Below are 26,117 nucleotides of genomic sequence, written 5' to 3'. Positions count from 1 at the left end.
CCGGTGACGGTCGTCCTCCGACGCGTCAACCGCGTCCTGCTCGGTCTCGCCGGGCTGCTCCTCGTCCTCGTCGGCGGCGCCGTCCTCGCGGCCGCCCTCGACCTGCCCGTACCGTCCTGGTGGCCCTGGTCCGGCCCCTCCGACGTCCTGCTCTCCGCCGCGGACCGTCAACGGTGGCGCGACGAGAGCTGGTGGTGGCCCGCGGTCATCGCGGGCCTCGGGCTCGTCGTCCTGCTCGCCCTGTGGTGGCTGCTCGTCCAGTTCCGGCGCGCCCGGCTCCGCGAGGTCCTCGTCGACACCGGCGACGGCGAGGAGGCGACCCTGCGCGGCCGGTCCCTGGAGGCCGTCCTGGAAGCGGACGCCGCCGCCCAGGACGGTGTCTCCCGGGCCCGGGTCCACCTCACGGGCCGCCGCGCCGCCCCCCGGACCCGCGTCGCGCTCCTCCTGGAGCCGTACGCCTCCCCGGGAGACGCCCTGAGTACCCTCAGCACCAAGGCCCTCGCGCACGCCCGTACGTCCACGGGACTCCCCGCGCTGCCGACGGAGGCCCGTCTGCGGGCCGTGAAGCACCGCGCCCGCCGGGTCACCTGACCCACGGCGAGGACGCGACGGCTCAGAAGCCGCCCCGTGCCCCGCCGTCCACCGGGAGCATCAGCCCCGTCAGGTACGAGGCGGCCGGCGACAGCAGGAAGGCCGCCGTGCGCCCGAACTCCTCCGGGGTGCCGTAGCGGCGCAGCGGGATCGCGGCCTCGTTCGCCGCGCGGGCCGCGTCCGCGTCGCCGGAGAGCGCGTCGAGGGAGCGCACCCGGTCCGTGTCGATCCGGCTCGGGAGCAGCCCGACGACCCGGACCCCGCGCGGGCCCAGGTCGTTGGCGAGGGACTTGGCGAAGCCGGCGAGTCCCGGCCGCAGCCCGTTCGAGATGGTCAGGCCCGGGATCGGCTCGTGGACCGAACCGGACAGGACGAAGCCGATCACACCGCCCTCGGCGAGCGTCTCCGCCGCCGCGCGGGCCAGCCGTACGGCCCCGAGGAAGACGGTGTCGAAGGCCGCCGCCCACTGCTCGTCGGTGTTGTCGGCGGCGAAGCCGGGCGCCGGGCCGCCGACGCTGATCAGGATGCCGTCGAATCCGCCGAAGCGGGCCCGCGCCTCGGCGATCAGCCGGGCCGGGGTCCCCGGGTCGGCGTTGTCGGAGGCGACACCGGCGACCCGGCCCGCGCCCACACCCGCACCCGCACCGGCGCCTGCGTCCGCGCCCGTGCTCAGCTCGGCCACGGCGTCGGCGACGGTCTTCTCCTCGCGCCCGGTGATCAGCACCTTCGCGCCCTCGGCGAGCAGCGCCTCGGCCGAGGCCCTGCCGAGCCCCCGCGTCGCGCCGGTCACCACGTACACACGGTCCTTCAGTCCAAGATCCATGGACCTATCCTGCCGGGTCCCGATCCTCCCGGGCCAGCGCGAGGGCGGTGCCCACCAGCCCGATGTGGCTGAAGGCCTGCGGGAAGTTCCCCAGCTGGCGCCGGGCCACCGGGTCGTACTCCTCCGCGAGGAGCCCCACGTCGTTGCGGAGGGCGACGAGCCGGTCGAAGAGCCGGCGCGCCTCCTCGGTCCTGCCGGTCATCCGCAGCGCGTCCGCCAGCCAGAACGAACAGACGAGGAACGTCCCCTCCTGCCCCGGCAGCCCGTCCACCTTGCCGGAATCCGTGCTGTACCGGCGCAGGAACCCGCCGTGCAGCAGCTCGGCCTTCACCGCGTCCACCGTCCCGACCACCCGGGGGTCGTCCGGCGGCAGGAAGCCGACCTGCGGGATGAGCAGCGTGGCGGCGTCCAGCTCCAGGGAGCCGTACGACTGGGTGAAGGTGTTCCGGTCGGGGTCGTACGCCTTCGCGCACACCTCGGCGTGGATCTCGTCCCGCATCGCCCGCCACCGCGCCGGGTCCCCCGGCAGCGAGGGGTCCGACTCCAGGGTGCGCACCGCCCGGTCGGCGGCCACCCAGGCCATCACCTTCGAGTGGGTGAAGTGGCGGCGCGGCCCGCGGACCTCCCACAGGCCCTCGTCGGGGTTCCGCCAGGTCGACTCCAGGAAGCCGAGCAGGCTCAGCTGGAGGTTCCAGGCGTGCCGCTCCGCCGGGATCCCCGCCTCGCGCGCGCGGTAGAGCGAGTCCATGACCTCGCCGTACACGTCGAGCTGGAACTGCTCCACGGCCGCGTTCCCGGTCCGTACCGGCGCCGAGTCGGCGTAGCCGCGCAGCCACGGCAGGGTCGTCTCGGGCAGCCGGCGCTCCCCGCCGGGGCCGTACATGATCTGGAGGTCGGCCGGGTCGCCCGCGACCGAGCGCAGCAGCCAGTCCCGCCAGGCGGCCGCCTCCTCGACGTACCCGGCGGCGAGCAGCGCGCCGAGGGTGAGGGAGGAGTCGCGCAGCCAGCACGCGCGGTAGTCCCAGTTCCGTACGCCACCGAGCTCCTCCGGCAGGGAGGTGGTGGGAGCGGCGACGATCCCGCCGGTCGGGGCGTACGTGAGCGCCTTGAGGGTGATCAGGGAGCGCAGCACCGCCTCCCGGTAGGGGCCTTGGTAGGTGCAGCGGGCGGTCCACTCCCGCCAGTCCTCCAGGGACTGCTCCAGGGCCTCGAAGGGGTCGACGAGGTCGGGGCGCGGCTCGTGGGAGGGGTGCCAGGTCAGCACGAAGGCGACCTTCTCGCCGGCGGCGACGGTGAAGGAGGAACAGGTGGCGAACTGCTGGCCCCAGGTCTTCACGGGCGGCTCGCTGCGCAGCCAGACGGCGTCGGGCCCGGCGACCGCGACCCGGTGGCCGTCGGCGCGGCGCATCCAGGGCACGATCGAGCCGTAGTCGAAGCGCAGTCGCAGGACGGCGCTCATCTCGACGGTGCCGCTGACGCCCTCCACGATCCGCATGACGTCGGGGGCCTTGTCCCGTTGGGGCATGAAGTCGACGACCTTGACGGTGCCCGTGCGGGTCGTCCAGTAGGTCTCCAGGACGAGGGAGTCCTCGACGTAGCGGCGGGTCGTGCAGGTCGTGGCGCCCTTGGGCGCGATCCGCCAGTGGCCGTTGTTCTCGTCGCCGAGCAGTGCGGCGAAACAGGCGGCCGAGTCGAAGCGGGGCAGACACAGCCAGTCGATCGACCCGTCACGGCCGACGAGCGCGGCGGTCTGGAGATCGCCGATGAGGGCGTAGTCGTCGATACGTTGCGTCACGCTTTGGGCTGTTCCCGCAAGCGGCGGCCGTCAATCAGAGGGACGGGGTGGCCTGGATCGCGTTGCTGTCCCCGGCAGGGGCCCCGGAGGCGCCGGAAGGCCCGCCGTCGTCGCCCCCGCTTCCGTCGCCGTCGCCGCTCCCGTCTCCGCTCCCGGAGGCTTCGGCGTGGGCGGCGGCCTCCTGGTCGCGCTTCTCCCGGCGGACGAGGATCACCCAGCCGACGGGCACTCCGGCCGTGAAGAGCCACCACTGCACGGCGTACGCCATGTGCGCGCCGATCGAGTCGTGGTCGGGCTCGGGGATCAGCTCGGGGGTGTCGCCGGCCGGCTCGGGGGCGATCTGTTCGAGGTAGCCGCCGAGGACCTCGCGGCCGATGAGCGCGGCCTGCTGCTCGCTGTTGATCAGCATCACCTGACGGTCCGGCAGGCCCTTGAGGTCCTTGATGCCGCTGGCGCCCGTCGTCTCGTCCGCCTTGAGGCGGCCGGTGACGGTGATCTCGCCCTTGGGGGCGGGCGGCACCGTCGGGTACGCGCGCTGGTCGGCGGCGGCCGGCACCCAGCCGCGGTTGACCAGGACGACGCTGCCGTCCCGGAGGACCAGCGGCGTCAGGACGAGCACGCCCTGCTTGTCGTCGGCGTTGGTGCGACGCCGGACGACCACCTCGTGGGCGGTGTCGAAGGTGCCGGTGGCGGTGACCTGCCGCCAGTAGTCGGCGCGCGGGACGGTGTGGCCGGGGGAGGTGAGCTCCTCGACCGGGACCGGCTTCGCCTTGAGGTTGTCCGCGATCAGGGCGTTCTGGGTCACACGGCGTTCGTGCCGGTGGAACTGCCAGAAGCCCAGCTCGATCATCGTGGGGATGAGGGCGAGGACGATGAGGGTGAGGATCACCCACTGCCGGGACAACAGGAAGCGGTACACCCCATGACGGTACAACCGGGGTCATGGGGTGCACGCGGCGGGGTTCGGCCGACTCGGGGAGGCCGCCCCCAGGATCGTTTCCTCACACCCTGTCGACGATGCCCACCTTTCCCTCCGCGCGGGCGCAGTGGGCGCCGCAGTACCAGCTGCCCTCGCTCTCGACGCCCTGTCCGATGATCTGGACGCGGCAGTGCTCACAGATGGGCGCCATGCGGTGGATGGCGCACGAGAAGCAGTCGAAGACGTGCACCGCACCTTGTGCATGAACCTCGAAGGACATGCCGTAATCGTTTCCGCAGACCTCACAACGTGCCATGCGCCACAGGGTGGAGCTCCCGGCGGGTGGGCGCAGCGAGGCACGCCCACCCGGCCCCGCGCGTCACCCGTCTGCCGGGGCCACGTCCCGCAGCAGGTGGGTGTAGGCCGCCTCGTCGACGACCGGCGTGCCGAAGGACTTCGCCTTCAGCGTCTTGGAGGTGTGCGCGTCGGGGTCGTTCGTGACGAGCAGGCTCGTCAGTCGGGAGACGCTGGTGGCGACATGGAGCCCGGCGTCGACCGTGCGGTCCTCCAGGAGCTCGCGGTCGACGGAGGTGTCGCCGGAGAAAGCCACCCGCATGCCCTGCTTGAGCGGCCGGTCCGACTCGTACCGGCCGGGGTTGGGGTACGGGCAGGCGGGGCGCTTCCGGGAGGGGCGCCAGCTGTTCATGCGGTACGCGCCGGAGGACGACGAGGACGGGTGTCCGCCCTGGTGCCCGACCCGGGGCTGCGCCGGGGCGCCGGCCCACTCCGTCAGCGGCCGGCACTCCAGGAGCGGCAGCCGGACGTTCCGCTCGGCCGCCGTGTGCAGGCTGGGCCGGAACGCCTCGGCGAGGACGCGCGCGTCGTCCAGCGCGTTGTGCGCGCGCTGCTGGACGACGCCGAAGTGCGCGGCGAGCGACTCCAGCTTGTGGTTGGGCAGCGGCAGCGACAGCTCCTTGGCGAGCGCGATCGTGCACAGCCGCTGGCGCACGGGGGCGGCGGACTCGGCGCGCGCGTACTCCCTGGCGATCATCTGCCAGTCGAACATCGCGTTGTGCGCGACCAGGACCCGGCCGTCGAGCCGGGTCGCGAACTCCGCCGCGATCTCCGGGAAGAGCGGAGCGCCCTCCAGGACGTCGCTGGTCAGCCCGTGGATCCAGACGGGACCGGGGTCGCGCTCGGGATTGACGAGCGTGTACCAGTGGTCCTCGACGTTCCCCTGGGCGTCCAGCCGGTAGACGGCAGCCGACACTATCCGGTCGTCGCGGGCGAGGCCGGTGGTCTCCACGTCGACGACCGCGTACCCCTGTGGGTAGGCGGCCGGCCACGTCGCTGCTGTCGTACGGTCGTCGAGCATGGTCAATGAGAATACGGCCCGCGACCGACAGTGCCGTCCCCGGTGTCCGCGGCGCCCCCGCCGGCCCGGGTGAGCAGACCCTCCACCAGGGCCCGTACGGAGTCGACGAAGAGGGCCTCGGTGTCGATCGGCGCGGCCAGGGCGCGCGTCAGATCGGGGTCGGCCGCGGCCTCGGCGGTCTCCTCGCGCCACAGCTCCTCCTCGGCGGGGGACTGGGCCGGGGACCGCTCGCGGTTGCGCTCCACCAGCACGTAGCCGACGACCTGGAACTGCAGCGCGCGGACGGCCCGCGCCGCGTGCTCGCCGCGCAGCCCCGCCGCGTGGGCCTCGTGGACCAGGGCGCGCTGGGCCGGCAGGAACATCCGCTCCGTCAGGCCCCGTTCGTGGACCATCGCCACCAGGTGCGGGCGCTCGCGCAGGGCGCGGCGCAGCGCGCGGGCGACCGAGACGATCCGCTCGGCGGGGGTCGTCCCGCGCGGGCGGATCGTGCCGAGGTCGGTGACCGTGCGGGTGACGAGCGCGTCGAGGAGCGACTCGCGGTTGCCGACGTGCCAGTAGATCGAGGTGACCGCGGTGCCCAGCTCGGCGGCGAGCCTGCGCATGGTCAGGGCGCCCGGGCCGTGCTCCCTCACCAGAGCGGCCGCGGTGTCCAGGACTTCGTCGCGGCTCAGTGCCGAGCGTGCCATCGCTTTCCCCCAACTCCTCCGCGTGCACGGGTCTTTACCCTTCATCGACGACGGTGTAACTGTGTTACAGGCCGACTGTCCAGGGGACGATCCCGAAGGGTGGTACGTCATGGCACGAGTACGGTACGGGGCGCGCAGCGAGGCCGAGGCGGCGGCGGCGCGTGAGCGGAGCTCCAAGCTCCCCGACATCTGGTCCACCGGAGTGGTCGCCGTCTGGGAGACCGACCCCGATGTCGTCGCGGCGATCCTGCCGCCCCCGCTGAAACCCACCGCGCGCCCGCTCGTCCGCGTCAACATCAGCCAGGTCGACCTGTCCGGCTACCCCCTGGGCGCCGGCTCCGTGGCCGTGGCCGCGGCCCACGGCGACCAGGAGGGCTGGTACCCGCTGGTCATGCCGATGACCCACGAGCGCGCCCTGATCGGCGGGCGCGAGGTCTTCGGCGAGCCGAAGAAGCTGGGCGAGGTCACGGTCGACCGGGAAGGGCTCGTCGTCCGGGCCGCCCTCGCCCGGCACGGCATCGCCTTCGTCGAGGTGCGCGGCGCCGTCTCCGGTCCGCTGCCGCTGCCGGAGCCCGTCCGGAAGACGGACTTCTACTTCAAGTTCCTGCCCGCCGTCGACGGCACCGGCTTCGACGGCGAACCCGTCCTCGTCCACTGCGTCCGCAACGAGAAGGTGCGGAAGCTGGAGCGGATCACCGGCGACGTGATCCTGCGCGAGTCCATGTACGACCCGGTGGCCGACCTCCCCGTACGCCGGCTCGTCGAGATCACGATCGGCGAGAAGACCACCGACCAGAAGGGCACGGTCGCCGAACGCGTCTCCGCGCAGGCGCTGCTGCCCTACATCCACCAGCGGTACGACGACCCGCTCCAGATCCTCGACGGACCCCCGGAAGGAAGTGTCTGATGGAACTGCGCGCGGGACAGGTCGCCGTCGTCACCGGCGCGGCGAGCGGCATCGGGCGGGCCATGGCCCGCCGCTTCGCCGCCGAGGGCATGGCCGTCGTCCTCGGGGACGTCGAGCCGGGCGCGCTCGCGGAGGCCGCCGACGAGCTGATGGAGGGCGGGGCGCAGATCCTCGCACGGACGGTCGACGTCTCCGACCCCGACCAGGTCCGGGCGTTCGCGGACGCGGCGTACGACACCTTCGGCGCCGTCCACGTCCTCTGCAACAACGCGGGCGTGGGGTCCGGCGCCGAGGGCCGGATGTGGGAGCACGAGCCGAACGACTGGAAGTGGGCCTTCTCCGTCAACGTCTGGGGCGTCTTCCACGGCATCCAGGCCTTCGTCCCGCGCATGATCGCGAGCGGCGAGCCCGGCCACGTCGTCAACACCTCCTCCGCCGACGGCGGCATCGCCCCGCTCCCCACCGCCTCCGTGTACGCGGTCACCAAGGCGGCCGTCGTCACCATGACCGAGTCGCTCTACGCCCATCTCCGGGCCGAGCACGCGTCCGTGGGCGCCTCCGTGCTGTTCCCCGGCCCGCACATGCTCCGCACCGGCCTGTGGGAGTCGCACCGCAACCGGCCCGAGCGGTTCGCGAAGGAGCGCCCGCGCAGGACCCCGTACCGCAGCCTCGACCAGTGGGAGGCCGCGATGAAGGAGGCCGGGCAGGAGATCGCCTTCACCCCGGTGGAGGAGGTCGCCGAGCAGGTCGTCGAGGGCATCCGCGCCGACCGGTTCTGGATGCTGCCGGAGAGCGAGCACAGCGACGGCCAGATCCGGGCGCGCTCGCGGTCGATGCTCGACCGCGCCGACCCGTCGTACCTGGAGAGCTTCATCCTCGACCGAGACCGAGACTGAGGACCCATCGACATGACGACGCACGAGGACCCGTATCTGATCATCTCCTCCGACTGCCACGCCGGACTGCCCACCGAGCGGTACCGGCCCTATCTGGAGTCCCGTTTCCACCGCGCCTTCGACGAGTTCCTCGCCGGGCGCGACGCCCGCCGCGAGGCCATGACCCGCCTCGGGGTGCGCAACGAGGCCTTCGCCGACAAGTGGTTCCACGACAACGAGGAGGGCCTGCGCGGCGGCTGGGACGCCGCGCAGCGGCTCAAGGAGCTCGACGGCGACGGGGTCGCCGCCGAGGTCGTCTTCCCCGACGCGGACGCCGTCGACAGCCAGACCGCCGCCCCCTTCGGCGTCGGCCTCGGTCTCTCCGGCGACCAGGACCCGGCGCTCGGCATGGCGGGTGCGAAGGCGCACAACCGCTGGCTCGCCGAGTTCGTCGGGCAGAATCCCGAGCGGCACTGCGGGGTCGCGCTGCTCCCCGTCACCGCCGACCCCGTCGAGGTCGTCGCCGAGATCCACCGGGCCAAGGAGTCCGGGCTCGGCGCCCTCATGATCCCCTCGATGTGGGTGGACAAGGCCCCGTACCACGACCGGCGTTACGACCCGGTGTGGGCGGCCGCCGCCGAGACCGGCATGCCGGTCGTCACCCACTCCGGCGCCGCGCCGCGCGAGGAGTACGGCGACCACCTCGGGATCTACGTCTCCGAGGTCACCTTCTGGCCGGCCAGGCCGCTCTGGTTCCTGCTCTGGTCCGGGGTCTTCGAGCGCCACCCGGGCCTGAGGTTCGGCGTCGCCGAGTCCGGCTGCTGGTGGCTGCCCAACCTGCTCTGGTTCATGGACCGGCTCTACCTCGGCGCGCACGGCGGCAAGAAGCTCTCCCCGTTCGCGGAGCTGAAGCGGCCGCCGAGCGAGTACCTGGACCGGCAGGTCTTCATCTGCGCGACCAACACCAAGCGGCGCGAGCTCGCCCAGCGGTACGAGATCGGCGTCGACAACATCCTGTGGGGCTCGGACTTCCCGCACCCGGAGGGGACCTGGCCCGCCACGCGCGCGTGGCTGCGGAACACCTTCCACGACATCCCGGTGGAGGAGACCCGGCGGATGCTCGGCCTGGCGGCTGCCGAGGTCTTCGGCTTCGACCTCCCCGCCCTCGAACCGATCGCCCGCCGGATCGGCCCCACCCCCGCCGAGCTCGGACAGTCGCCCGACCAGGCGGCGGTGGAGGCCTCCTGGGCCCGTTCCCGCGAGGTCGGCCGCCACTGGCTGACGGAGCACGACTTCCCGGTCCTGGGTCTGGGGGCGAACTGATGGACGGACACGACAGGTACACCGTCATCTCCGCCGACTGCCATGCCGGCGCCGACCTCCTCGACTACCGGCCGTACCTGGAGAAGAAGCACCACGCGGCCTTCGACGCCTGGGCCGCGGGCTACGTCAACCCATACGAGGACCTGCTCGCCGACACCGCCGACCGCAACTGGAACTCGCAGCGCCGGCTGCGGGAACTGGAGGCGGACGGGATCGTCGCCGAGGTCGTCTTCCCGAACACCATCCCGCCGTTCTTCCCGTCCGCCTCCCTGATGGCCCCGCCGCCGACCCGCGAGGAGTACGAGCTCCGCTGGGCGGGCCTGCGCGCGCACAACCGCTGGCTCGCCGACTTCTGCGCCGACGCGCCGGGCCGCAGGGCGGGCGTGGCGCAGGTCCTGCTCAACGACGTCGACGAGGCCGTACGCGAGATCCGCCGCTCCAAGGAGGCCGGTCTGACCGGCGGGATCCTGCTGCCCGGCGCCCCGCCCGGCTCGGGCGTGCCCGAGCTGTACTCGGAGGCGTACGACCCGATCTGGGCCGTCTGCGCGGAGCTGGGCGTGCCGGTCAACCACCACGGCGGCTCGGCCTCGCCGCCGCTCGGCGACGAACCGGCGGCCCGGGCCGTCTTCATGGTGGAGACGACCTGGTTCTCCCACCGGGCCCTGTGGCACCTCGTCTTCGGCGGTGCCTTCCGCCGGCATCCGGACCTCAGGCTCGTCCTGACGGAACAGGGCTCCGGCTGGATCCCCGGGGTCATGGAGATGCTGGACTACTACCACGGACGCCTGGTCGCGGCGGCCTCGAAGGCCTCCACCGCCGAGTCCAAGTTCGGCGCCGGGCTCGCGGAGTCCATGGGCAAGGGCCCCAGCGAGGTCTGGCGCGACAACTGCTTCGTGGGCGCGAGCTTCATGCGCCCGCACGAGGTGCCGCTGCGCGAGCGGATAGGCCTCGACAAGATCATGTGGGGCAGCGACTACCCGCACGACGAGGGCACCACCCCCTACTCCCGCGAAGGCCTCCGCATCGCCTACGCGGGCGTGCCGAGGGAGGAGGTCGCCGCCATGGTCGGGGGCAACGCCGCCCGCGTCTACGGCTTCGACCTCGCCCTCCTCGACCCCCTCGCCGCCGTCCACGGCCCGGAGGTCACGGAGATCGCCACACCCCTGGAGAAGATCCCCGAGGGCGCCACCAGCCCCGCCTTCGCCACGGGCGGGTCGGTCCGCGTCTGGTGACCGGACGGGTGCGAACCTCCTGACGTGACCGCACCCGCGCCCGAACCGCCCGCCCACGACGAGGCCCACGGCGGTGGTCTCGGCTCCCGTCTCAACTGGCTCCGGGCCGCCGTGCTCGGAGCCAATGACGGAGTCGTCTCCACCGCGGGCCTCGTCGTGGGCGTCGCGGGCGCCACGGAGTCCCAGGCGGCCCTGCTCACCGCGGGCCTCTCGGGGCTGCTCGCCGGGTCGATGTCGATGGCGGCGGGGGAGTACGTCTCCGTCTCCAGCCAGCGCGACTCGGAGAAGGCGGCGCTCGCCCAGGAGAGACGCGAACTGCGGGAGGAGCCCGAGGCGGAACTCGCCGAACTGACCGGCCTCCTCGCCGCCCGAGGGCTCTCCGCGGAGGTGGCCCGCGAGGCCGCCGAACAGCTCACCGAGCGCGATGCCCTGCGCGCCCACGCGCGCGTGGAGCTGGGCATCGACCCCGACGACCTCACCAACCCCTGGCACGCGGCGGGCGCCAGCTTCCTCGCCTTCACCGTCGGCGCCCTGCTCCCGCTCCTCGCGATCGTCCTGCCGCCGGCCTCGGCCCGCCTCTGGGTCACGGTCGCCGCCGTCCTCGCGGCCCTCGCCTTCACGGGCTGGTGGAGCGCCCGCCTCGGCAACGCCCCCGCGGGCCGCGCGATCCTCCGCAACGTGGGCGGCGGCGCGCTCGCGATGGCGGTCACCTACGGCGCGGGCTCCCTCCTCGGCGCGGCGGGGATCTAGGGGGTGTCCGGCCGATCAGGGTCGGACAGGCGCCGGCGGGCCTGTCAGAAGGTGCCAAATCTTGCTGACATGCCGTCTCGCATACTTGTTGGTAACAACGTCTAGCGGGCCCCCGCCCATGCCGCCTACCGTCGACGGCATGCCGAACCTGCCCGATGTCGTGCTCTGGTCCATACCGGCGTTCGTCCTGCTCACCGTCCTGGAGATGGTCAGCCACCGGATCCACCCCGACGAGGACGCCGCCGGGTACGAGACCAAGGACGCCGCCACCAGCCTCGGCATGGGGATCGGGAGCCTCGCCTTCGACGCGCTGTGGAAGATCCCCGTGGTCGCGATCTACACCGCCGTCTACGAGCTGACCCCGCTCCGCGTCCCCGTCCTGTGGTGGACGATCCCGCTGATGCTGCTCGCACAGGACTTCTTCTACTACTGGCAGCACCGCGGGCACCACGTCATCCGCATCCTCTGGGCCTGCCACGTCGTCCACCACAGCAGCCGCAAGTTCAACCTCACCACCGCCCTGCGCCAGCCGTGGACCAGCGTGACCTCCTGGCCGTTCTACCTGCCGATGATCGCCCTCGGCGTGCACCCGGCCGCCGTCGCCTTCTGCTACTCGGTCAACCTCGTCTACCAGTTCTGGATCCACACCGAGCGCGTCGGAAAGCTGCCCCGGCCCTTCGAGTACGTCCTCAACACGCCCTCGCACCACCGCGTCCACCACGCCTCCCAGGGCGGCTACCTGGACCGGAACTTCGGCGGCATCCTCATCGTCTGGGACCGGATGTTCGGCTCCTGGGTCGGCGAGACCGACCGGCCCGTCTACGGGCTCACCAAGAACATCGAGACGTACAACCCCCTGCGCGTCGCCACCCACGAGTACGCCGCCATCGCCCGCGACGTCCGGTCCGCCGGCGACTGGCGCGAGCGGGCCGGCCGGGTCTTCCGCGGCCCGGGCTGGCAGCCGGGACCCCCACCCGAGCGGTCCCCGCAGGCCGGTGCCGCGCCGGAGGCCGCCGCGTGAGCGCCGACCCGACGGCCGTCCGCGCCGCCTCGCCCGCCTCGCCCTCCTCGACCGTCTCCCGCGCGCTGCTCGTCGCCTTCGGCCTCGCCGCCGTCGTCGACCTGGGCTCGCTCCTCGCCGGCGCCGAGCTCGGCCACCAGCTCGCCAAGCCGCTCCTGATGCCCCTGCTCGCCGCGTACGCCGTCACCAGGGGTGCCCCCAAGCTCCTGGTCGCCGCGCTCCTCTTCGGCTGGGGCGGCGACGTCTTCCTGCTCTCCGACGCCGACTGGGCCTTCCTCGTCGGCATGGGCTCCTTCGCCGGCGGACACGTCTGCTACCTGATCCTGTTCGGACGGCGGCGTACGTCGACGCTCCTCGGCGCCGGATACGCGGCCGCCCTCGTCGGCACCGTCGCGCTCCTCTGGCCCGACCTCCCCGCCGACCTGCGGATCCCCGTCGCCGGGTACTCGCTGCTCCTCACCGCGATGGCCTACCGCGCGAGCGCCCTCGGCCGTGCGGCCGGCCTGGGCGGAGCCCTGTTCCTGCTGTCCGACACCCTCATCGCCACCGGCGTCGCCGAGTGGCCCCAGCTGCCCGCGCCCGACTTCTGGGTCATGCTGACCTACATCGCGGCGCAGTACCTGCTGACCGTGGGAGTGCTCTCCGCGATGTACGGTGAACGTCGTACAACCGTCTGACAGCAAGGACCGCCCCCCATGCGCGCCACCACCATCCACGCCCCGTTCGACATGCGCGTGGAGGACGTGCCCGACCCGGTGATCAAGGACTCCACCGACGCCGTCCTGCGCGTCCTGCGCGCCTGCATCTGCGGCAGCGACCTGTGGGCCTACCGCGGCGAGTCCGCCCGGCAGCCCGGCCAGCGCATCGGCCACGAGTTCCTCGGCATCGTCGAGGCCGCGGGCTCCGACGTCACCGGCTTCGCCGCCGGCGACCTCGTCGTCGCCCCCTTCGTCTGGTCCGACGGCACCTGCGAGTACTGCGCCGAGGGGCTCCAGACCTCCTGCCCGCGCGGCGGCTTCTGGGGCTCGGTCGGCTCCGACGGCGGCCAGGGCGAGGCCGTCCGCGTCCCCTTCGCCGACGGCACCCTCGTCAAGCTCCCCGCCGACGCCGCCTCCGACGACCACCTGCTGACCGCGCTGCTCGCCCTCTCCGACGTCATGGGCACCGGCCACCACGCCGCCCTCGGCGCGGGCGTGACGCGGGGCTCCACCGTCGCGGTCGTCGGCGACGGCGCCGTCGGCCTCTGCGGGGTCCTCGCCGCCAAGCGCCTCGGCGCCGAGCGGATCATCGCCCTCGGCCGCCACACCGCCCGCACCGACATCGCCCGCGCCTTCGGCGCCACCGACGTCGTCGCGGAGCGCGGCGAGGCCGCCGAGGCCGCCGTCCGCGAACTCACCGGCGGCCAGGGCGCCCACGCCGTCATCGAGGCCGTCGGCACCGAGCAGTCCATGCGCACGGCCGTCGCCATCGCCCGCGACGGCGGCTCCATCGGCTACGTCGGCGTCCCGCACGGCAGCGGCACCGGGCTCGACCTCTCCGTGATGTTCGACCGGAACATCGCGCTGCGCGGCGGCGTCGCGCCCGTCCGCGCGTACATCCCGGAACTGCTCCCGGACGTCCTCGACGGCACCATCGACCCGTCCCCGGTCTTCGACCTGACCGTCGGCCTCGACGGCGTCCCGGGCGGCTACAAGGCGATGGACGAGCGCACCGCGCTCAAGGTCCTCGTCAAGCCGTAGTCCAGACAGGGGTATCGGCCCCCGCGACGCCCGGCGGGCGTGACCAGCCCGCCGGGCCGCCCTCGTACGCGACCGGCGACAGCGCGTGCCGAAGGCGTCCCAGCGGCCCCTCCGACTCGGTGACGTACCGCCCGGGCTCGTACCGCGGCAGCCCATGCGTCAGCCAATGCCCCGTCTGCGCGAGCGCGACCCGTACGAGCCGCGTGCCGCCGTCCCGGTCCTGCTCGGTCAGCGAGCGCAGCACGGCCGCCGCGAGCAGATAGCCCGTGCCGTGGTCCAGGGCCTGCGCCGGGAGCGCCCCCGGCTCCTCCGCCGAGCCCTCGGTCACGGCGATCCCGGTCGCCACCTGCACCAGACTGTCGAAGCCGCGCCGCCCGCCCCAGGGGCCGTAGTCGCCCCAGGCCGACAGCCGCGCGGTCACGAGGCCGGGCCGGTCGAGGTCGAAGCGGTCGAGCGCGCCGGGGCGGTAGCCGGTGACCAGGACGTCGGCCGCGTCCAGCAGCTCGTCGAAGGTACGGCGGTCCGACGGGCGGTCCAGGTCGAGGGCGGCGGTCCGCTTCCCGACGTCCGTGTCCGCGTGCTGGTCCGGCAGTTCGGGGTTGCCCGGCGGATCGATCCGCAGCACGTCCGCGCCGAGCAGCGCCAGCGTCCGGGTCGCGACGGGACCGGCGATCACCCGGGTCAGATCGAGCACCCGCAGGGGACCCGAGCGGCGCCGCGGCGGGGCGTCGTCGAGCCGCTCCAGGGTCAGCAGCGGCCGCGCCGCCACCTCGCGGCCCTGCGCGTGCTCCGCCCACTCCGCGGGCGTGCGCAGGGCGACGGCCAGACCCCCGGCCGCGTACACCGCGCTCTCGACCTCGACGGACCTCTGCTCGCCGATCGCCGCCGCGACCGCGCCGACCGCGTCGACGGAGTCGGGGGCGCCCAGCGCGGCGAGCAACGCCGCCCGGTGGTGCGGGTAGTTGGCGTGCGTACGGACCCAGCCGTCCGACGTCCGCCAGAACCGCGACAGCGGCGCGAAGCTCACCGGCGCCCGCCCGTCGACCCGCAGATGGCGCTCGCTCACGAACGCGGTGGCGACGGCCCCGTCGTCGACCCGCACGGGCCCCGGCAGCCCCGCCCGCTCGACGGCCGCGAGCCCCGCGACCGCGACCGCGGCCCGGGCCAGATCCAACACGGGCAGCCGCGCGGGCAGCAGCCCGGACGTCCCGCCGTACTCCACGCGGTCCACCAGGGCGGGATCGCCGCCGAGGGCCGACCACAACCACTCCGTACCGGTGCGCACCGTGTTGTCCATGACCGCACTATGGCACTCGGTGCCACGTGAAAGGGCCCTGGTGTGGCACACCACACCAGGGCCCTCCGTCAAGCACACGCGGTGACTACCGGCGGACGGCGTCCAGCGCGTCGATCAGACCGGCCCCGTAGAAGCCGTTCTTGTTCTTGCCACCCTCGCAGACGGCGTCGATCTTGCCGTCGCCCTCGATGTCGTACGGGTTGGTGCAGGCGCGGTCGTCGGCCTGCGCGTACAGCAGCGCCTTGAGGGCCGCCGGGGACGCGTAGGGGTGCGTCGACTTGATCAGCGCGAGGACGCCCGCCGCGTGCGGCGAGGCCATCGACGTGCCGGCCTTGTAGTTGTAGCCGCCGTTGACCGTGGTCGACAGGATGCGGCCGTTGACCGCCGGGGCGTCCGGCGTCTGGTACTCGGTGCGGTCACCGCCGGGGGCGGCGATGTCGATCACGCCGAGACCGTAGTTGGAGTAGGACGCCTTCAGGTCCTTGGCTCCGGTCGCGGAGACCGTGACGACGCCCGGCAACATGGCCGGGTAGTCGAGGCACTCCTTCGGGTCGATGACCCGGTCGCCCGGCGTGGTGTCGTTCGGGCTGCTGTTGTCGACGATCGAGTCGGCCGCGAGGTCGAACTTCGAGTTGCCGGCCGCCGCCACGTTGACCGTGCCCTTGCGCTCCGCGTAGCGGGTCGCACGGGTGACCGCCTCGATGAGGGCCTTCTGGTCCTCGTCGTTCTTGCAGGCGAACATCCACGGGTCGGTGTAGTAGCTGTTGTTCGTGATCTCGACGCCCTGCTCGGCCGCCCACATGAAGCCGCAGACCACGGCCTCGGTGTAGAAGAAGCCGTCCGGGGTGGACACCTTGATGCCGGAGACCTTGACGCCCGGGGCGACACCGGTGATGCCGACGCCGTTCTTGGCGGCGGCGATCGTGCCGGCGACGTGCGTGCCGTGGTCGCTCTCGCCCGGGTTCGGGCGCCACGAGCCGGCGGTGGTGTCCGGCTTGCCGGTCACGCAGTTGGCGGAGGCCTTGACGTCGAAGTTCGGCGCCAGGTCCGGGTGCGTGTCGTCGACGCCCGTGTCGATGACGGCGACGGTCACGCGCTTGCTGCCCAGCGTCTTCTGGTGGGCCTTGTCCGCCTTGATGGCGGGCAGGTCCCACTGCAGGGGCTCCAGCGGGTCCTGCGCGTCCGTGGCGTTGGCCGCGGCGGCCTTCGCCTCGGCCGCGGTCAGCGTCTGCGCGCCCTCGTCGACGGAGGTGTCGGTCTGGACGGAGAGGGGGGCGGTACGGGTCGAACCGGCCGACACCACGCCGCGCGCCTGACGGATCGTCTTCGCGAACTCGGGGTTCTGCGAGTGGACGACTATCACGCCTATCTGGTCGTACGAGATGACCACCTCGCCACCCGCGGCGGCGATCGCCTTCTTCACCGAGGCGGCGGTCCAGCGGCCACCCTCGACGTTGACGACGTACGAGAGCTTCGGCCCGTTCGTCGCCGCTACGGCTGCGGCCGGGGCGTCACTCAGCTCCGCGGCGGAGGCGGCGCCGGAGGGAAGGAAGCCGAGCGAGGCCGTGAGCGCGAGACCAACCGGCAGAGCAAGAGCTCGGCCGCGCCTCGATCCCAGATGAGCCATGGGTTCTCCACATCATCCGTATGTACTGCCCCCGCGCGGGTTTGCGCGCGGACAGGTGCATGACGAGTGAAGCTATCGCTGATCTTCCCGGTCCTTCAATGAGTTGAGAAGACTTCATGAAGATCTGTGCGAATAAATCCCCCGCGTGAACCACTTCGCTTCCCGCTCCGTGCCGTTGGACAGGGGAGGGGCTCCGCCCGGAGCCCCCGTTCCCGCCCCCTGGTGAGGCCCCCTTGACCATGCCGTCCGTCCCCGCGTCACGAGGAGATTCCGTGGCTACCGAAGCACCGCCGCCGCCCAGAAACGGAACGGAGACCGACCGCGGTCCCGTACCGCCCACGACGGAGCAGTTCGTCGAGGTGCAGGAAGGCGCGGAGTTCGGCGAACTGCGCCGTACGTACCGCTCCTTCGCCTTCCCCCTCACCCTCGCCTTCATCGCCTGGTACCTGCTCTACGTGCTGCTCTCCAACTACGCGGGCGACTTCATGGGCACCAAGCTCTTCGGCAACATCAACGTGGCGCTGGTCCTGGGCCTCGGTCAGTTCCTGACCACCTTCCTCATCGCCTGGCTCTACTCGCGGCACGCCGCGAACCGCCTCGACCCCCGGGCCGAGGTCATCCGGAACCGTATGGAGGGCGACGCATGAGAACCACCGTCCTGCTCGCGGCGGGCAACGCCACCAGCGAGCACCGGCCGCTGATCATCGCCCTCTTCGGGGCCTTCGTCGTCGCCACCCTGGTCATCACCGTCTGGGCCGGCCGCCAGACCCGCAGCGCCGCCGACTTCTACGCCGGCGGCGGCCAGTTCACCGGCTTCCAGAACGGCCTCGCGATCTCCGGCGACTACATGTCCGCCGCGTCCTTCCTCGGCATCAGCGGCGCCATCGCCCTCTACGGCTACGACGGCTTCCTCTACTCGATCGGCTTCCTGGTCGCCTGGCTCGTCGCCCTGCTCCTGGTCGCCGAGCCGCTCCGCAACTCCGGCCGCTTCACCATGGGCGACGTCCTCGCCTACCGGATGCGCCAGCGGCCCGTCAGGACCGCCGCCGGCACGTCGACCATCGTCGTCTCGATCTTCTACCTGCTCGCCCAGATGGCGGGCGCCGGCGTCCTCGTCTCGCTGCTGCTCGGCATCACCAGCGACGGCGGAAAGATCGCGATCGTCGCCCTCGTCGGCCTCCTGATGATCGTGTACGTGACGATCGGCGGCATGAAGGGCACCACCTGGGTGCAGATGGTGAAGGCCGTCCTCCTCATCGCGGGCACGCTCCTCATCACCTTCCTCATCCTGCTGAAGTTCGACTTCAACCTCTCGCAGCTGCTCGGCGCCGCCGCCACCAACAGCGGCAAGGGCGACGCCTTCCTGGAGCCCGGCCTCAAGTACGGCACCAGCGCCCTGTCGAAGCTCGACTTCCTCTCCCTCGGCATCGCCCTCGTCCTCGGCACCGCCGGCCTGCCGCACATCCTGATCCGCTTCTACACGGTGCCGACCGCCAAGGCCGCCCGTAAGTCGGTGAACTGGGCCATCGGCATCATCGGCGCCTTCTACCTGATGACGATCGTCCTCGGCTTCGGCGCCGCCGCCCTGCTCAGCGGCGACACCATCAAGGCGTCCAACAAGGCGGGCAACACGGCGGCCCCGCTCACCGCCCTGGAAGTCGGCGGCGGTGCCGGCTCCACCGGCGGCGCGATCCTCCTCGCCGTCATCTCCGCCGTCGCCTTCGCCACGATCCTCGCCGTGGTCGCCGGTCTGACCCTCGCCTCGTCCTCGTCGTTCGCGCACGACATCTACGCGAACGTGATCAAGCGAGGGAAGGCCACCGAGAAGGAGGAGATGCGGGCCGCCCGCTGGTCGACCGTCCTCATCGGCATCGTGTCGATCGCGCTCGGCGCCCTCGCCCGCGACCTCAACGTCGCCGGCCTGGTCGCCCTCGCCTTCGCGGTCGCCGCCTCGGCCAACCTGCCGACGATCCTCTACTCGCTCTTCTGGAAGCGCTTCACCACCCAGGGCGCGCTCTGGTCGATCTACGGCGGACTGATCTCCTCCGTGGTCCTCGTCCTCTTCTCGCCGGTCGTCTCCGGCGGACCGGCCTCGATGTTCAAGGGCGTGGACTTCCACTGGTTCCCGCTGGAGAACCCCGGCCTCGTCTCCATCCCCCTCGGCTTCCTCCTCGGCTGGCTCGGCTCGCTCCTCTCCAAGGAGGAGCCGGACGCCGGCAAGTACGCGGAGCTGGAGGTCAAGTCGCTCACCGGCGTCGGGGTGGCCGCAGCGGTCAAGCACTGACCGGAGCGCAACGGGCCGTATACGTTCCGCAGCGATCCGCCGGCCGCGTCGTAGGGTTCTACGACGCGGCCGTGCCGGTCCCGTGACAATCTGCCCTGCTCGTTGTCCGCGGGCTCACGTAGTCTCGAACCACACGTATCCGCAAGACGGGGAGGGGGCCCACAGTGCTCATCGACACCTACGGCAGGGTCGCCACCGACCTGCGCGTCTCGCTCACCGACCGGTGCAACCTGCGCTGCACGTACTGCATGCCGGAAGAGGGCCTCCAGTGGCTCGCGAAGCCGGATCTCCTCACCGACGACGAGATCGTCCGGCTGATCCGCATCGCCGTCACCGACCTCGGCGTCACCGAGGTCCGCTTCACCGGCGGCGAGCCGCTGCTCCGCCCCGGCCTCGTCGGGATCGTCGAGCGCGTCGCCGCCCTCGAACCCCGCCCCCGGATGTCCCTCACGACCAACGGCATCGGGCTCAAGCGCACCGCGACCGCGCTCAAGGCCGCCGGTCTGGACCGGGTCAACGTCTCCCTGGACACCCTGCGCCCCGACGTCTTCAAGACCCTCACCCGGCGTGACCGTCACCAGGACGTCATCGACGGCATGGCCGCCGCGCGGGACGCCGGCCTCACCCCGGTGAAGGTCAACGCGGTCCTGATGCCCGGGCTCAACGACGACGAGGCCCCCGACCTGCTCGCCTGGGCGGTCGCGGAGGGTTACGAGCTCCGCTTCATCGAGCAGATGCCGCTCGACGCCCAGCACGGCTGGAAGCGCGACGGCATGATCACCGCGGGCGACATCCTGGAGTCCCTGCGCACCCGCTTCACCCTGACCGACGAGGGCGCCGACGAGCGCGGCTCCGCCCCCGCCGAGCGCTGGGTCGTCGACGGCGGACCGCACACGGTCGGCGTCATCGCCTCCGTCACCCGCCCGTTCTGCCGGGCCTGCGACCGCACCCGGCTCACCGCCGACGGACAGATCCGCACCTGCCTCTTCGCGACCGAGGAGACGGACCTGCGGGCCACGCTCCGCTCGGACGCCCCGGACGACGAGGTCGCGCGGATCTGGAAGCAGGCCATGTGGGGCAAGAAGGCCGGCTCGGGCCTCGACGACCCGAGCTTCCTCCAGCCCGAGCGCCCGATGTCGGCGATCGGCGGCTGACCCCGCGAGGCGTCAGGTCTCGGGGGACTGCTCGGTAGGCTCCCACTCGCTCAGCGGGACGACGTCCTTGAGGAAGCCCCGTACACCCAGGAACTGGGAGAGGTGCTCGCGGTGCTCGTCGCACGCGAGCCAGGTCTTCCGCCGCTCGGGCGTGTGCAGCTTGGGGTTGTTCCACGCGAGGACCCAGAGGGCGTCGGCGCGGCAGCCCTTGGCGGAACAGATCGGCTTCTCTTCGCTCACCTGATCATTGTCCAGCAAGGGCGATGCCGGGCAGCCACGGGGGGAGCTGCCCGGCATCGGTCCGTCGCTCCGACGGGGGATGCGGAGCGCGTAGGCAGTATGTCACGGCACATGGGGTGAGGTGCACGGGAACTTCATGATTGATCTGAGCTTTTCTTGAGGTTTCCGGCCACTGTCCGTGATCAGTTCCGGCCGGTCGGAGTCTCCGCTCGGACGCCCTCAGGCGCCTCCGCCGCATCGAGCGCGGGGCGCGTCGGAGCCGGTACGAAGGTGGAGGGAAGGGACGGGGCCGACTCCCTGCCCGCGTTGGCGATGACCACGGCGATATAGGGGAGCAGGATCCCCAGCACGAGCCCCACGATCGCCACGTGCCGTTCGATGTTCCACAGCACCGCCGCGGCGATCACGGAGAGCGTTCGGACGGTCATCGAGATGATGTACCGCCGCTGTCGCCCCCGGACGTCGTCGGCGAGCCCTTGCCGGGCCCCCGTGATCCGGAAGACCTCGGTCTCTCCGCGCTTCGGCATCGCCGTCCACCACCCAACGGTCGTGCCGGACTCTCCCCGGTCCGGACCTGCTTCCACCGTACGCCCGGCCCTTCGCGCCGACGAGACCGGGGCACGGATGGCGCTGTCCGACATGCGCCGTTTGGCGGACGGGCCGAGACTGGGCCCACGTGCGCAAAAGGAGGCGACGATGAGTTGGTTGTGGGCGATCATCGTGGGATTCGTCCTCGGTCTGATCGCGAAGGCGATCCTGCCGGGGAAGCAGCAGATCCCGCTGTGGCTGACGACCGTGTTCGGCATTCTCGGCAGTGTGCTCGGCAACGCGGTCGCGACCTGGATCGGTGTCGAGGACACCAAGGGCATCGACTGGACCCGCCACCTGCTCCAGCTGATCGGCGCCGTCGCCGTGGTCGGCGTGGGCGACATGGTCTGGGCCTCGATCAAGGGCAACAAACAGCGGGCGTGACGCACCCGTGAAACCGGGAGGCCCCGGTACGGCACATCACGTGACGTACCGGGGCCTCCCGGCGTGCGGGGCAGGCGCGGTCAGCCCTCCGCAGCGGCGAACTCGATCGCCGCCAGGTTCTTCTTGCCGCGCCGCAGCACCAGCCAGCGGCCGTGCAGCAGGTCCTCCGCCGACACCTCGGCGTCCTCGGCGGTGACCTTCACGTTGTTCACGTACGCCCCGCCCTCCTTCACCGTGCGGCGCGCACCCGACTTGCTCGGCGCGAGCCCGACCTCGGTGAACAGGTCCACGACCTGACCGAGCTCGGTGACGCGCGCGTGCGGCAGTTCGGACAGCGCGGCGGCGAGCGTCGCCCCGTCCAGCTCGGCCAGGTCGCCCTGCCCGAACAGCGCCTTCGAGGCGTCGATGACGGCCGCGCACTGCCCGGCGCCGTGCACGAGCGTGGTGAGCTCCTCGGCGAGCGCCCGCTGGGCGGCCCGCGCCTGCGGCCGCTCGGCGGTCTGCTGCTCCAGCTCCTCCAGCTCCTCGCGGGACTTGAAGGAGAGGATCCGCATGTACGTCGAGATGTCCCGGTCGTCGACGTTCAGCCAGAACTGGTAGAACGCGTACGGCGTGGTCATCTCCGGGTCCAGCCAGACGGCCCCGCCCTCGGTCTTGCCGAACTTGGTGCCGTCCGCCTTGACCATCAGCGGCGTCGCGAGCGCGTGCACGTCCGCACCCGGCTCCAGGCGGTGGATCAGGTCGAGACCGGCCACCAGGTTGCCCCACTGGTCCGAGCCGCCCTGCTGGAGCACACAGCCGTAGCGGCGGTACAGCTCCAGGAAGTCCATGGCCTGGAGCAGCTGGTAGCTGAACTCCGTGTAGCTGATGCCCTGCTCGGACTCCAGACGCCGGGCGACGGAGTCCTTGGTCAGCATCTTGTTGACCCGGAAGTGCTTGCCGATGTCCCGCAGGAACTCGATCGCCGAAAGACCGGCGGTCCAGTCCAGGTTGTTCACCATGACCGCCGCGTTCTCCCCCTCGAAGGAGAGGAAGGGCTCGATCTGCGAACGCAGCCGGTTCACCCAGTTCGCGACCGTCTCGGGGTCGTTCAGGGTGCGCTCGGCCGTCGGCCGCGGGTCACCGATCTGGCCGGTGGCCCCGCCGACCAGCGCCAGCGGCCGGTGCCCGGCCTGCTGGAGCCGGCGGACGGTGAGCACCTGCACGAGGTGACCGACGTGGAGACTGGCCGCGGTCGGGTCGAAACCGCAATAGAACGTGACGGGACCGTCCGCGAGAGCCTTGCGCAGTGCGTCCTCATCAGTGGACTGGGCGAAGAGCCCACGCCACTTCAGCTCGTCGACGATGTCCGTCACGACCGTCAGTCTCCTCAGGTTGTTGGTGGTACGACGACTCAGTCTAGGTGGGTCAGACCCCCTGGCTGACCGAGCTCATGTTGAAGTCCGGCACCCGCAGGGCGGGCATCGCGGCCCGGGTGAACCAGTCGCTCCACTCGCGCGGCAGCGTCTTCTCCGTCCGGCCCGCCTCGGAGGCCCGCGACAGCAGGTCCACCGGCGACTCGTTGAACCGGAAGTTGTTCACCTCGCCGACGACCTCGCCGTTCTCGACGAGGTAGACGCCGTCCCGGGTCAGACCGGTCAGCAGCAGCGTCGCCGGGTCGACCTCGCGGATGTACCAGAGGCAGGTCAGCAGCAGACCGCGCTCCGTCGAGGCCACCATCTCCTCGAGGGAACGCTCACCGCCGCCGTCCAGGATCAGGTTCCCCGCCCCCGGCGCCACGGGCAACCGAGTAAGCCCCGCGGTGTGCCGGGTGGTGATCAGGTGGGCCAGGCTCCCCGCCTTCACCCAGTCGATCGGCCCGACCGGCAGACCGTTGTCGAAGACGGAGGAGTCGTCGCCCGAGGAGTGCGCGATCACGAACGGCGCGGACTCCAGACCCGGCTCGTTCGGGTCGCTGCGCAGGGTCAGCGGCAGCGGGGAGAGGGTCTCGCCGAGCCGGGTGCCGCCGCCGGGCTTCGAGAAGACCGTACGGCCCTCCACCGCGTCCCGGGCCGTGGACGACCACAGCTGGTAGATGAGCAGGTCGGCCACGGCCGTCGGCGGCAGCAGCGTCTCGTACCGCCCGGCGGGCAGCTCGATGCGCCGCTCCGCCCAGCCGAGGCGCGTCGCCAGCTCCGCGTCGAGCGCGGCCGGGTCGACGTCCTTGAAGTCCCGCGTCGAGCGCCCGGCCCAGGCGGAGCGCGATCGGTCGGGGGACTTGGCGTTCAGCTCCAGGGTCCCGTTGGGCTGGTCGTGGCGGAGCCGCAGCCCCGTCGACGTACCCAGGTAGGTGGAGGTCAGCTCGTGGTTGGCGAAGCCGTAGAGCTCACGGCCGCCGGCCCGGGCCCGGGCGAAGGCCTCGCCGAGCGCCGGGGCGAAGTCGGCGAAGACGGCGGAGGAGGTCTCGGCCGGCGCGTCCGTGAAGTCGGGGGACGAGGGCACGCCCTCGACCAGCGGCTGGGCGTCCTCGGCGGGCCCGGCGGCCCGCGCGGCGGCCTCGGCGGCCCGGACCAGCGGCTCCAGGTCGTCGGCGGTGACGGCCGACCGGGAGACGACACCGGAGGCGGTGCCCTGGGAGCCGTCGACGGTCGCGATGACGGTGAGGGTGCGGCCCCGCGTGACACCGTTGGTGGTCAGCGCGTTCCCGGCCCACCGCAGATTCGCGGAGGACTCCTCGTCGGCGATGACGACACACCCGTCGGCACGGGACAGCTCAAGCGCCCGCTCGACGATCTCGTACGGCTTGCTGACGCGGCTCATCGACCGGCCTCCTGCGTCGTATTGAGGATGTTGACACCCCGGAAGAGGGCGGAGGGGCAGCCGTGGGAGACAGCGGCGACCTGGCCCGGCTGGGCCTTGCCGCAGTTGAACGCGCCGCCGAGGACGTACGTCTGCGGGCCGCCGACCTGCTCCATCGAGCCCCAGAAGTCGGTCGTCGTCGCCTGGTACGCCACGTCCCGCAGCTGCCCGGCCAGCCGGCCGTTCTCGATGCGGAAGAAGCGCTGCCCGGTGAACTGGAAGTTGTAGCGCTGCATGTCGATCGACCACGAACGGTCGCCGACCACGTAGATCCCGCGCTCCACACCCCCGATCAGGTCCTCGGTCGACAGACCGCCCGGGTCCGGCTGGAGCGAGACGTTCGCCATCCGCTGCACCGGCACATGCGCGGGGGAGTCCGCGAACGCGCAGCCGTTCGAGCGGCCGAGGCCCGTGAGCTTCGCGATCCGCCGGTCCAGCTGGTAGCCGACGAGCGTGCCGTCCTTCACCAGGTCCCAGCTCTGCCCCTCGACGCCCTCGTCGTCGTACCCGATGGTCGCGAGCCCGTGCTCGGCGGTCCTGTCACCCGTCACGTTCATGATCGACGATCCGTACGCCAGCTTGCCGAGCTGGTCGAAGGTGGCGAAGGAGGTGCCGGCGTAGGCCGCCTCGTAGCCGAGGGCCCGGTCCAGCTCGGTGGCGTGCCCGATCGACTCGTGGATCGTCAGCCAGAGGTTCGACGGGTCCACGACCAGGTCGTACCGCCCGGCCTCGACGCTCGGCGCCCGCATCTTCTCGGCCAGGAGCGCCGGGATCTCGTCCAGCTCCTTGTCCCAGTCCCAGCCGGTGCCCGTCAGGTACTCCCAGCCCCGCCCGACCGGCGGCGCGATCGTCCGCATCGAGTCGAACTCGCCGGTCGTCCCGTCGACGGCGACCGCCGTGAGCTGCGGGTGCAGCCGGACGCGCTGCTGCGTCGTGACGGTGCCCGCCGTGTCCGCGTAGAACTTGTTCTCGTGGACGGTGAGCAGCGAGGCGTCCACGTGCGCCACGCCCTCCGCCCCGAGAAGTCGCGCGCTCCAGTCGGCGAGCAGCGCGCTCTTCTCCTCGCCGGGGATGGAGAAGGGGTCGATCTCGTACGAGGAGACCCAGGTGCGCTCGGCGTGCACCGGCTCCGGCGCCAGCTCCACGCGCTCCTCGGAGCCGGCCGCGGCGATCACCTTCGCCGACAGCTTGGCCATGGCCACGGCCTGCGACGCGACCCGTGCCGCCCCGTCCATGGTCAGGTCGACCCCGGAGGCGAAGCCCCAGGCCCCGCCGTGCACCACCCGCACCGCGTAGCCGAGGTCGGTGGTGTCCGAGGAACCGGAGGGTTTGGCGTCCCGTAGCCGCCATGAGGCGCTGCGTACCCGCTCCAGGCGGAAGTCCGCGTGCTCGGCGCCGAGCGCGCGCGCCCGGGCGAGCGCCGCGTCGGCGAGCGCCCGGAGCGGCAGCGCGACGAACGTAGGGTCGATCTGATGGACCACGAGCGGCCTCGCTCTCAGTGATCGGAAGTCTGGGGTGGAGACGGTGGTTCAGCTGTCCCGGAAGTCAATCATGGGAAGGGCGGCCGGGTAGGCCCATTAGAGGGCCCCCGTGGGCCGCGCGCCGGGCTCTCCCGGCCGGACCCGTACCGCCCCCGAGCTGTAGGGATCCGACAGTGCCGCCCCTACGC

At 72.1% G+C, this 26,117-nt stretch carries 26 protein-coding genes; 13 read left to right on the top strand and 13 right to left on the bottom strand.

Annotated elements, in window-relative coordinates; translation table 11 throughout:
* The first annotated feature begins 3 nt into the window (after positions 1-3).
* Positions 4-591: an alkaline shock response membrane anchor protein AmaP gene (gene amaP, locus ACIBG6_RS23905; RefSeq protein ID WP_399224580.1), complete on the top strand. Its 588-nt coding sequence runs from the start codon at positions 4-6 to the stop codon at positions 589-591.
* A gap of 22 nt (positions 592-613) precedes the next feature.
* Here amaP and ACIBG6_RS23900 read toward each other — a convergent pair whose 3' ends face one another.
* The 6 genes from ACIBG6_RS23900 to ACIBG6_RS23875 form a co-directional block, all read right to left on the bottom strand.
* The gene (locus tag ACIBG6_RS23900) at positions 614-1,414 is read right to left on the bottom strand and encodes an SDR family oxidoreductase (RefSeq protein WP_399224579.1); all 801 of its coding nucleotides are present in this window, start codon (positions 1,412-1,414) and stop codon (positions 614-616) included.
* Between the two features lie 4 nt (positions 1,415-1,418).
* Complete coding sequence (locus tag ACIBG6_RS23895) at positions 1,419-3,209, bottom strand: glycoside hydrolase family 15 protein (RefSeq protein WP_399224578.1); 1,791 nt, start codon at positions 3,207-3,209, stop codon at positions 1,419-1,421.
* Between the two features lie 34 nt (positions 3,210-3,243).
* Positions 3,244-4,128: an SURF1 family protein gene (locus ACIBG6_RS23890; protein ID WP_399224577.1), complete on the bottom strand. Its 885-nt coding sequence runs from the start codon at positions 4,126-4,128 to the stop codon at positions 3,244-3,246.
* Between the two features lie 82 nt (positions 4,129-4,210).
* Positions 4,211-4,444 carry a hypothetical protein gene (locus ACIBG6_RS23885; RefSeq protein ID WP_189505659.1) on the bottom strand — a complete coding sequence of 78 codons (234 nt, stop codon included), beginning with the start codon at positions 4,442-4,444 and terminating at the stop codon, positions 4,211-4,213.
* 63 nt (positions 4,445-4,507) lie between these two features.
* On the bottom strand, positions 4,508-5,509 hold the full coding sequence (locus ACIBG6_RS23880; protein ID WP_399224576.1) for a DEDDh family exonuclease: 1,002 nt from the start codon (positions 5,507-5,509) through the stop codon (positions 4,508-4,510).
* The gene (locus tag ACIBG6_RS23875; RefSeq protein WP_399224574.1) at positions 5,506-6,189 is read right to left on the bottom strand and encodes a TetR family transcriptional regulator; all 684 of its coding nucleotides are present in this window, start codon (positions 6,187-6,189) and stop codon (positions 5,506-5,508) included. The genes ACIBG6_RS23880 and ACIBG6_RS23875 overlap by 4 nt, the downstream gene beginning before the upstream one ends.
* Before the next feature lie 109 nt (positions 6,190-6,298).
* Between ACIBG6_RS23875 and ACIBG6_RS23870 the strand changes: the two genes are divergently transcribed.
* From ACIBG6_RS23870 to ACIBG6_RS23835, 8 genes are all read left to right on the top strand, one after another.
* The gene (locus ACIBG6_RS23870; protein ID WP_399224573.1) at positions 6,299-7,096 is read left to right on the top strand and encodes an acetoacetate decarboxylase family protein; all 798 of its coding nucleotides are present in this window, start codon (positions 6,299-6,301) and stop codon (positions 7,094-7,096) included.
* Positions 7,096-7,992, top strand: coding sequence for an SDR family NAD(P)-dependent oxidoreductase (locus ACIBG6_RS23865; RefSeq protein ID WP_399224572.1), 897 nt, complete (start codon positions 7,096-7,098; stop codon positions 7,990-7,992). Before ACIBG6_RS23870 ends, ACIBG6_RS23865 begins: the two co-directional genes overlap by 1 nt.
* Before the next feature lie 12 nt (positions 7,993-8,004).
* Positions 8,005-9,294 (top strand): amidohydrolase family protein, encoded by a 1,290-nt coding sequence (locus ACIBG6_RS23860; protein ID WP_399224571.1) that lies wholly within the window; start codon positions 8,005-8,007, stop codon positions 9,292-9,294.
* Positions 9,294-10,526 (top strand): amidohydrolase family protein, encoded by a 1,233-nt coding sequence (locus ACIBG6_RS23855; protein WP_399224570.1) that lies wholly within the window; start codon positions 9,294-9,296, stop codon positions 10,524-10,526. The genes ACIBG6_RS23860 and ACIBG6_RS23855 overlap by 1 nt, the downstream gene beginning before the upstream one ends.
* A gap of 24 nt (positions 10,527-10,550) precedes the next feature.
* Positions 10,551-11,276 (top strand): VIT family protein, encoded by a 726-nt coding sequence (locus ACIBG6_RS23850; RefSeq protein WP_399224569.1) that lies wholly within the window; start codon positions 10,551-10,553, stop codon positions 11,274-11,276.
* Positions 11,277-11,415: 139 nt separating this feature from the next.
* Positions 11,416-12,297 carry a sterol desaturase family protein gene (locus ACIBG6_RS23845; RefSeq protein WP_399224568.1) on the top strand — a complete coding sequence of 294 codons (882 nt, stop codon included), beginning with the start codon at positions 11,416-11,418 and terminating at the stop codon, positions 12,295-12,297.
* Positions 12,294-12,974 carry a lysoplasmalogenase gene (locus tag ACIBG6_RS23840; RefSeq protein ID WP_399224566.1) on the top strand — a complete coding sequence of 227 codons (681 nt, stop codon included), beginning with the start codon at positions 12,294-12,296 and terminating at the stop codon, positions 12,972-12,974. Before ACIBG6_RS23845 ends, ACIBG6_RS23840 begins: the two co-directional genes overlap by 4 nt.
* 18 nt (positions 12,975-12,992) lie before the next feature.
* A complete protein-coding gene (locus tag ACIBG6_RS23835) occupies positions 12,993-14,036 on the top strand; it encodes a zinc-dependent alcohol dehydrogenase family protein (RefSeq protein ID WP_399224565.1) in 1,044 nt (347 codons plus the stop codon).
* On the opposite strand, the gene ACIBG6_RS23830 is transcribed toward ACIBG6_RS23835, so the two are convergent.
* Both ACIBG6_RS23830 and ACIBG6_RS23825 read right to left on the bottom strand, forming a co-directional pair.
* The gene (locus tag ACIBG6_RS23830) at positions 14,026-15,333 is read right to left on the bottom strand and encodes a CoA transferase (RefSeq protein ID WP_399224564.1); all 1,308 of its coding nucleotides are present in this window, start codon (positions 15,331-15,333) and stop codon (positions 14,026-14,028) included. The genes ACIBG6_RS23835 and ACIBG6_RS23830 overlap by 11 nt on opposite strands.
* Before the next feature lie 85 nt (positions 15,334-15,418).
* On the bottom strand, positions 15,419-16,960 hold the full coding sequence (locus ACIBG6_RS23825; protein ID WP_399224563.1) for a S8 family peptidase: 1,542 nt from the start codon (positions 16,958-16,960) through the stop codon (positions 15,419-15,421).
* A 272-nt stretch (positions 16,961-17,232) separates the two neighbouring features.
* Between ACIBG6_RS23825 and ACIBG6_RS23820 the strand changes: the two genes are divergently transcribed.
* The 3 genes from ACIBG6_RS23820 (at position 17,233) to moaA (ending at position 20,398) form a co-directional block, all read left to right on the top strand.
* Positions 17,233-17,607 (top strand): DUF485 domain-containing protein, encoded by a 375-nt coding sequence (locus ACIBG6_RS23820; protein WP_399224562.1) that lies wholly within the window; start codon positions 17,233-17,235, stop codon positions 17,605-17,607.
* Positions 17,604-19,244 carry a cation acetate symporter gene (locus ACIBG6_RS23815; RefSeq protein ID WP_399224560.1) on the top strand — a complete coding sequence of 547 codons (1,641 nt, stop codon included), beginning with the start codon at positions 17,604-17,606 and terminating at the stop codon, positions 19,242-19,244. Before ACIBG6_RS23820 ends, ACIBG6_RS23815 begins: the two co-directional genes overlap by 4 nt.
* Positions 19,245-19,408: 164 nt before the next feature.
* Positions 19,409-20,398, top strand: a complete 990-nt coding sequence (moaA, locus tag ACIBG6_RS23810; RefSeq protein WP_399224559.1) for a GTP 3',8-cyclase MoaA — start codon at positions 19,409-19,411, stop codon at positions 20,396-20,398.
* Between the two features lie 12 nt (positions 20,399-20,410).
* On the opposite strand, the gene ACIBG6_RS23805 is transcribed toward moaA, so the two are convergent.
* Both ACIBG6_RS23805 and ACIBG6_RS23800 read right to left on the bottom strand, forming a co-directional pair.
* The gene (locus tag ACIBG6_RS23805) at positions 20,411-20,638 is read right to left on the bottom strand and encodes a hypothetical protein (protein WP_399224558.1); all 228 of its coding nucleotides are present in this window, start codon (positions 20,636-20,638) and stop codon (positions 20,411-20,413) included.
* A 182-nt stretch (positions 20,639-20,820) separates the two neighbouring features.
* Positions 20,821-21,165: a DUF3099 domain-containing protein gene (locus ACIBG6_RS23800; RefSeq protein ID WP_399224557.1), complete on the bottom strand. Its 345-nt coding sequence runs from the start codon at positions 21,163-21,165 to the stop codon at positions 20,821-20,823.
* Between the two features lie 169 nt (positions 21,166-21,334).
* Between ACIBG6_RS23800 and ACIBG6_RS23795 the strand changes: the two genes are divergently transcribed.
* Entirely contained in the window at positions 21,335-21,610 is a 276-nt protein-coding gene (locus tag ACIBG6_RS23795) for a GlsB/YeaQ/YmgE family stress response membrane protein (RefSeq protein WP_399224556.1), read from the top strand.
* Between the two features lie 80 nt (positions 21,611-21,690).
* Here ACIBG6_RS23795 and tyrS read toward each other — a convergent pair whose 3' ends face one another.
* The 3 genes from tyrS to ACIBG6_RS23780 are packed head-to-tail and all read right to left on the bottom strand — an operon-like array spanning position 21,691 to position 25,929.
* The gene (tyrS, locus tag ACIBG6_RS23790) at positions 21,691-22,965 is read right to left on the bottom strand and encodes a tyrosine--tRNA ligase (protein WP_399224555.1); all 1,275 of its coding nucleotides are present in this window, start codon (positions 22,963-22,965) and stop codon (positions 21,691-21,693) included.
* Positions 22,966-23,017: 52 nt separating this feature from the next.
* Positions 23,018-24,409 (bottom strand): metallopeptidase TldD-related protein, encoded by a 1,392-nt coding sequence (locus tag ACIBG6_RS23785; RefSeq protein WP_399224554.1) that lies wholly within the window; start codon positions 24,407-24,409, stop codon positions 23,018-23,020.
* Positions 24,406-25,929: a TldD/PmbA family protein gene (locus ACIBG6_RS23780; RefSeq protein WP_399224553.1), complete on the bottom strand. Its 1,524-nt coding sequence runs from the start codon at positions 25,927-25,929 to the stop codon at positions 24,406-24,408. The genes ACIBG6_RS23785 and ACIBG6_RS23780 overlap by 4 nt, the downstream gene beginning before the upstream one ends.
* Positions 25,930-26,117: the final 188 nt, after the last annotated feature.

The sequence above is a fragment of the Streptomyces sp. NPDC050842 genome, assembly GCF_044456565.1.
Lineage (GTDB): Bacteria > Actinomycetota > Actinomycetes > Streptomycetales > Streptomycetaceae > Streptomyces.
This window is presented reverse-complemented; position numbering and strand designations above follow the sequence as displayed.

What these genes read in the sequence shown, in the direction of transcription:
- ACIBG6_RS23900 (WP_399224579.1), bottom strand. Translation starts at nt 1,414, where the DNA reads ATGGATCTTGGACTGAAGGACCGTGTGTACGTGGTGACCGGCGCGACG.
- ACIBG6_RS23885 (WP_189505659.1), bottom strand. Translation starts at nt 4,444, where the DNA reads ATGGCACGTTGTGAGGTCTGCGGAAACGATTACGGCATGTCCTTCGAG.
- ACIBG6_RS23875 (WP_399224574.1), bottom strand. Translation starts at nt 6,189, where the DNA reads ATGGCACGCTCGGCACTGAGCCGCGACGAAGTCCTGGACACCGCGGCC.
- ACIBG6_RS23870 (WP_399224573.1), top strand. Translation starts at nt 6,299, where the DNA reads ATGGCACGAGTACGGTACGGGGCGCGCAGCGAGGCCGAGGCGGCGGCG.
- ACIBG6_RS23865 (WP_399224572.1), top strand. Translation starts at nt 7,096, where the DNA reads ATGGAACTGCGCGCGGGACAGGTCGCCGTCGTCACCGGCGCGGCGAGC.
- ACIBG6_RS23860 (WP_399224571.1), top strand. Translation starts at nt 8,005, where the DNA reads ATGACGACGCACGAGGACCCGTATCTGATCATCTCCTCCGACTGCCAC.
- ACIBG6_RS23855 (WP_399224570.1), top strand. Translation starts at nt 9,294, where the DNA reads ATGGACGGACACGACAGGTACACCGTCATCTCCGCCGACTGCCATGCC.
- ACIBG6_RS23845 (WP_399224568.1), top strand. Translation starts at nt 11,416, where the DNA reads ATGCCGAACCTGCCCGATGTCGTGCTCTGGTCCATACCGGCGTTCGTC.
- ACIBG6_RS23835 (WP_399224565.1), top strand. Translation starts at nt 12,993, where the DNA reads ATGCGCGCCACCACCATCCACGCCCCGTTCGACATGCGCGTGGAGGAC.
- ACIBG6_RS23830 (WP_399224564.1), bottom strand. Translation starts at nt 15,333, where the DNA reads ATGGACAACACGGTGCGCACCGGTACGGAGTGGTTGTGGTCGGCCCTC.
- ACIBG6_RS23825 (WP_399224563.1), bottom strand. Translation starts at nt 16,960, where the DNA reads ATGGCTCATCTGGGATCGAGGCGCGGCCGAGCTCTTGCTCTGCCGGTT.
- ACIBG6_RS23815 (WP_399224560.1), top strand. Translation starts at nt 17,604, where the DNA reads ATGAGAACCACCGTCCTGCTCGCGGCGGGCAACGCCACCAGCGAGCAC.
- ACIBG6_RS23800 (WP_399224557.1), bottom strand. Translation starts at nt 21,165, where the DNA reads ATGCCGAAGCGCGGAGAGACCGAGGTCTTCCGGATCACGGGGGCCCGG.
- ACIBG6_RS23795 (WP_399224556.1), top strand. Translation starts at nt 21,335, where the DNA reads ATGAGTTGGTTGTGGGCGATCATCGTGGGATTCGTCCTCGGTCTGATC.
- ACIBG6_RS23785 (WP_399224554.1), bottom strand. Translation starts at nt 24,409, where the DNA reads ATGAGCCGCGTCAGCAAGCCGTACGAGATCGTCGAGCGGGCGCTTGAG.